The sequence below is a fragment of the Mongoliibacter sp. genome, assembly GCF_007692705.1.
In the GTDB taxonomy this organism is placed as follows: Bacteria; Bacteroidota; Bacteroidia; order Cytophagales; family Cyclobacteriaceae; genus Mongoliibacter.
Genome location: NZ_REBN01000060.1, coordinates 1 through 5093, shown reverse-complemented (window position 1 = coordinate 5093; position 5093 = coordinate 1). Strand labels below are relative to the sequence as shown.

The following is a 5093-nucleotide window of genomic DNA, read 5'->3' as shown; positions in this document are numbered from 1 at the left end:
TGGGTTGTTGGAACCTGCCTGGCTGTAGATGGCGGACAACGTAAAGCAAATTTATGAAAACAGTGACGAGCTTTGAGTATGAAGAAATATATGGCTAAACCGACAGGGAAGCGCTTCTAATCTGCTATTGCACATACGCGCAAACTGTTGCCTTTTATCATGACTTGATACTAAAATTAAGAAATTATGGAAAGAAGAAAATTTATTTTAGAAACACCATCTACACCAAGCATTTCCCCAAAGGATCTTGGCTGGAAGTCAAAGGCTTGGCGTTAACGGAAATGTTGATAGAGATCGAATTGGAAGTGTATAAAATATGACTTTACAAAAAACTCAATATTATAGCTTTTTAAGAAGATTAAAATAGAAAATAAGAACATGTCTATCATAGATAGACTTTACAAAGCTTTTACAGCTGGTGATATCCCAACAGTTCTCGATAGCAAGGATTCCAAAATAGCCTGGAACGAAGCAGAAGGCAAACTTGGATTGGTAGAGTTTGATGAACCAAAAAAGCAGACTTTTTGGTGTTTGATCTGGAGTCCATTTGTCAATATTGAAAAATAAACTACACACATGGAATCGAGCAGGATGAAGACGCCATACAACGCTATGAATATCATTGCGAGATTCCATCCCGACCTTCGGTACGAGACAAGTTGTGACTTCTGAAAAACAAATTATAAACACATGAAACAAGAAAATGTATCGTATGACCATACAGCCAATTTTTTTTTTATAGTAATGCTGTTTTTGTTCATCCTATTACAAGTAGCCTTTCATCCCACATATTTGCAATATGCTCCTCAATTTGATGGATTTGGTTGGATCCATCATACTCACGGAGCCATAATGGTTTGCTGGATGATTATGTTGGTGATTCAACCTTATCTAATCCACAAAGGCGAATACAAAACACATAGACTTATTGGTAAAATTTCTTATGTCATAGCTCCCTTGATGCTAATTTCTATGTTCTTGGTAACAAGGCTGAATTATGTCAATACAGTAGATGAAATACCTTTCAGAGAAGTGGCTTATATACAGGCATTAAACTTTATTACTCCTTTATTATTTTTTCTTTTCTACTCACTTGCCATTATCCACAAAAAGGAAGTTTTTAAACACAAGCGATATATGATTGGTACCGCATTCGCTGTTGTCACAGCCATTTTAAGCAGATTTTTGTATCTTGTTTTTGGATCTTCTATTGAGCCTTATGATTTTTTCATCTCTTTATACCTTGGAATCATTGTGGCAATGCTCCTTTTATTAAATGATATTTTAAAGAACGTTAATCCGATTCCATACGCCATTATTTCAGTCGCATTGATTATAAACATATTTATCTTTCATGCTCGCTACACAGAAGAATGGCAATCTATTGTACTTTTCATAGGTGACAGGTTTTTTTGAAAAGACTTGAAATATCTAATCATTTTTAAATTTGAGAAAACTTTTATACTTCCAGCTAGACACAAATCCTTTTGAAAGGGATAAGTTCCTGCATTCAGCGATTGCGGTAATCATCAGATTGAATAATCTGGGAAATGCTGAATTCAATTCTTTGGAGGCGGAGTATATTCCTATGGAGCTGAATCCCCGAGAAGATTTATATGAAATCGAGCATGGATTCACAGGATTATGATCCGGGTGAGTTGATATTCAAAAAATAAGTTAATGATTGATTTTATTTATAACCTTTTTTCAACTTAGACTTGGTGCCTTTGAACCTTTGTGGTCTGTAAAGTTTGATTGGGCCACAAAGTCACAAAGACGCTAAGCTGAAATTACCTCAAAACAATTCAAATTTGACAATGGACAAATCGCCTAGAAAGAAACCGACCAATCTTCCCCCCATTCCGTTTGTTGCTTTATTTCTTCTGATTGCATTTTCCTGCAATTCAAATGATCCCAAAAATGATCCCCGTTTTCATGGCATATGGAAGCTGGATATTTTTGAATCCTTTGATTCGATATCGGGGACATGGTCGTATTGGGAATATGACAAATATCAGGCTGGCTATATTTTGTATGATGGAAAAGGGGAAATGGCTGATCACTTAACCTCCAAAGACTACCTAAATTTAATAGTTCGGTACCTGTGGAAAGCCTGAGCTTGGAAGGCTTGAAAGAGCGGTTAGAATTCTATCAATCAAACTTCGTTTACTTTGCTGATTTTGAAACAATCGACCAATCCATTGATCACCATTGCTTCTCTGATACCGAACCTAAAAATTGAGGGACAGTTTTAACCTGGGATTTTGAATTCAAAAAAGATACTTAATTCTTTCTGCCAAAGAAATCATAGCTGGAAACAGATTAAGACTGCGGTGGTTGAAATATTAAACTATCAGCTAATATGTTTGAATACATTTATTTAAGAAAAATTAAAATGATGAAATCACTATTACTTTCAATCTCCCTATTGCTATTCATCAATTCTTTTTTTGCCCAAATCGGAAGTATAGGGAAAATATCCGTACCCTCAAGAGCCCCAATATCATTACAGGAAGAGTAGAAATGAGCCTGCAGATGCGGGATTTATCTACTGAAAAGATTATGAAAATGTACGCCGATATCGAAAGACGTGCGGAATAGATTGCTAAGGAAACCAATACCAAAATCCAATTTGAAAACCTGAACCTAGGTACCACCCCGACCTTTGCCAGTGAGGAAATTCAGGAAAAAATGATGGCAGCGGCACATGCTCTCGGTATTTCTTATATCAAAATCCAGAGTGGTGCCGGACTTGATGTACAGGAAATGGCAGCATTAGGGCCGATAGGTTTGGTGTTTATCCCCAGCAAGGACGGCATCAGCCACAACCCGAAAGAATATTCCTCACCATCAGAAATGGCCAATGGGGCCAATGTGATGCTGCATACGGTATTGTTGTTGGATAGGGATTGATTTATTTTTGGATTATTTACCAGTTCATTTGATATTAATGGATATTAGATATTTATGGATATTGACCAGAGGTAGTGGTCGGTTTTTTTTAAAATTCATTCATAGTTGGATTGGAGTAAAAAAATAAGAATTTAGAACACTTGAAATCCATTTGACAAGTTGGTGAATCCCTAATTTCAGCAGAAAGTCATCAATCGAAGATGTGGAAAAAATAAAAGCATTTATTCAGGTGGCAGCTGATTCTTATAGGTGATAATGATTTCCAAAATGAGCATATTCGGCTTAATAATCTAATAACTTATACATTCAACCGGTTCCCTAAAAAGAATAATTCTTAACTCTGCTATGAATAATTGATGTTTCCGTAACTCGGCAGTGGTACCCTATTTTTCAGCTTCAGCAAAGTGGTGGGGAAAAGTTGAGTTGAAAGGAAAGATTTTTCTTGATCCTTGCATTTATTTCTTAAAGTTTATATTTTTGACAAAATTAGTCAAAAAATATTTTGTCAAAAAAACAACAAGAAAATGTTGAGCCTGGGAGAAACTATCAGAAAACTAAGAGAAGAAAAGGAATTGCCACTAAGGACAGTTGCTGCTTATCTCGATATAGATCAGGCGATTTTGAGCAAGATCGAGCGCGGACTTCGGAAGCCAAGCAGGGGTTTAATACCCAAACTCGCTATCTATTTCAATGTTCCAGAAAAAGAGTTAATGTTGGCTTTTTTAGCAGATAAAGTGCTATATGAAGTGGCAGGTGAAGAGATTGGCTTGGAAGCATTGCAGGTGGCGGAGGAGAGGGCTTCATATTTGGCATTTCAAAAAATTGATCGAAATGAAATTTTGAGAAAGATCCAAGATGGAATTAGCAAATTCAAACAAGTACAAAAGGCCTGGATTTATGGATCTTTTTCAAGAAAGGATGATGGTCCCAAAAGTGATGTGGACATCGCTGTCCAAACTGATCCAACTTTCTCCTATTTTGATTTGGTTGAAATACAACATGAATTGGAAAAAACCATCAACCGAAAAGTTGACATAGGATTTATTGATTCTTTCAAGCCCTATATTTTAGAGCATGTAAATCAAGATCTTAAATTGATTTATGAAAGATAGCTATATTGATTCTCAAAAGCGGCTTGAGCAAATCCTAAAAGCCATTTCAGAAATTGAGAAATATGTACTAGATGAGGATGGTAAATCTTTCTGCGATAATGGGTTGGTTCAAGACGCTGTATTGATGCAGTTTATAGTTATTGGTGAGTCCATCAATTTTGTAGAAAGCGAAAAGTTACTCAAATATGACTACCCTTGGTATAAGGTCAAATCTTTCAGGAATATGATTGCCCATGAATATTTTAACATCAAAATGAGAGCTGTTTGGGAAATCATCCAGAAGGACTTACCCAAATTGAAATCAACCATTACAATTATCCTTGAATCTGAGTTTTAAATGGTTCAAGACCCAATTTTATTTATCTTTTCCCAATTATGAGAACAATTAAATTCCCCAAGATCCTTTCCCTAATTTTTCTTGCCCTCTTTTTTACACAGTTCTCCCTCGAAGCCCAAACCTACGGCAAAAACGGAATGGTGGTCTCGGACAATATTTTGGCCTCTGAAGTAGGGATTGAAATTTTGAAAAAAGGAGGAAATGCGATTGATGCCAGTATTGCGACAGCTTTTGCCTTGGCAGTTACCCACCCCGAGGCCGGTAATATCGGAGGAGGCGGATTTATTGTTTTGATGAAATCGGATGGGGAGGTCACGACTTTTGATTTTAGGGAAAAAGCACCCTTGAAAGCCAATCCTGATTTGTTTCTGGATAGTGATGGAAAACTGATCGAAGGATACAATCATGAAACCATCAAGGCGGTGGGCGTTCCCGGAACTGTTGCCGGATTGTATCTTGCGCATCAAAAATATGGGAGTTTGCCATGGGCTGAGTTGGTACAACCTGCTGTGGAACTTGCTGAAAAAGGATTCCCCATGACATGGGGATTGTATCAGGTAGCCCTTAGAATGTCCGAAATGGATGATTCATTTGACATCATGAAAAACTACTTTCGGAACGATGAAGGCTCAGTGGTGCAGCCGGGTGAAATCTGGAAACAGCCTGCCTTGTCCTATACCCTTTCTTTGATCAGGGACAAGGGTCATGATGGATTCTACAGAGGAGAAGTT

The 5093-nt window shown here is 37.1% G+C and carries 8 protein-coding genes; all 8 read left to right on the top strand.

Annotated features, from left to right (window positions below):
• Positions 1 to 378 precede the first annotated feature (378 nt).
• Complete coding sequence (locus EA341_RS01055) at positions 379 to 567, top strand: hypothetical protein (protein WP_293010824.1); 189 nt, start codon at positions 379 to 381, stop codon at positions 565 to 567.
• 123 nt (positions 568 to 690) lie between these two features.
• Positions 691 to 1416 carry a hypothetical protein gene (locus EA341_RS01050; RefSeq protein WP_293010823.1) on the top strand — a complete coding sequence of 242 codons (726 nt, stop codon included), beginning with the start codon at positions 691 to 693 and terminating at the stop codon, positions 1414 to 1416.
• 31 nt (positions 1417 to 1447) lie between these two features.
• On the top strand, positions 1448 to 1648 hold the full coding sequence (locus EA341_RS01045) for a hypothetical protein (RefSeq protein ID WP_293010822.1): 201 nt from the start codon (positions 1448 to 1450) through the stop codon (positions 1646 to 1648).
• Between the two features lie 169 nt (positions 1649 to 1817).
• Positions 1818 to 2117 (top strand): hypothetical protein, encoded by a 300-nt coding sequence (locus tag EA341_RS01040; protein ID WP_293010821.1) that lies wholly within the window; start codon positions 1818 to 1820, stop codon positions 2115 to 2117.
• Positions 2118 to 2601: 484 nt separating this feature from the next.
• A complete protein-coding gene (locus EA341_RS01035) occupies positions 2602 to 2913 on the top strand; it encodes a M20/M25/M40 family metallo-hydrolase (RefSeq protein WP_367126798.1) in 312 nt (103 codons plus the stop codon).
• A gap of 524 nt (positions 2914 to 3437) precedes the next feature.
• The gene (locus EA341_RS01030) at positions 3438 to 4025 is read left to right on the top strand and encodes a nucleotidyltransferase domain-containing protein (RefSeq protein ID WP_293010820.1); all 588 of its coding nucleotides are present in this window, start codon (positions 3438 to 3440) and stop codon (positions 4023 to 4025) included.
• Positions 4015 to 4362, top strand: coding sequence for a HepT-like ribonuclease domain-containing protein (locus EA341_RS01025; protein WP_293010819.1), 348 nt, complete (start codon positions 4015 to 4017; stop codon positions 4360 to 4362). The genes EA341_RS01030 and EA341_RS01025 overlap by 11 nt, the downstream gene beginning before the upstream one ends.
• Before the next feature lie 38 nt (positions 4363 to 4400).
• Positions 4401 to 5093, top strand: a 693-nt coding sequence (locus tag EA341_RS01020) for a gamma-glutamyltransferase (RefSeq protein WP_293010818.1), incomplete at its 3' end; no start/stop codon positions are given.

Bases quoted from the DNA above. Each gene is read 5' to 3' on its own strand.
- EA341_RS01055 (WP_293010824.1), top strand. From the start codon at position 379: ATGTCTATCATAGATAGACTTTACAAAGCTTTTACAGCTGGTGATATC.
- EA341_RS01050 (WP_293010823.1), top strand. From the start codon at position 691: ATGAAACAAGAAAATGTATCGTATGACCATACAGCCAATTTTTTTTTT.
- EA341_RS01025 (WP_293010819.1), top strand. From the start codon at position 4,015: ATGAAAGATAGCTATATTGATTCTCAAAAGCGGCTTGAGCAAATCCTA.
- EA341_RS01030 (WP_293010820.1), top strand. From the start codon at position 3,438: ATGTTGAGCCTGGGAGAAACTATCAGAAAACTAAGAGAAGAAAAGGAA.
- EA341_RS01040 (WP_293010821.1), top strand. From the start codon at position 1,818: ATGGACAAATCGCCTAGAAAGAAACCGACCAATCTTCCCCCCATTCCG.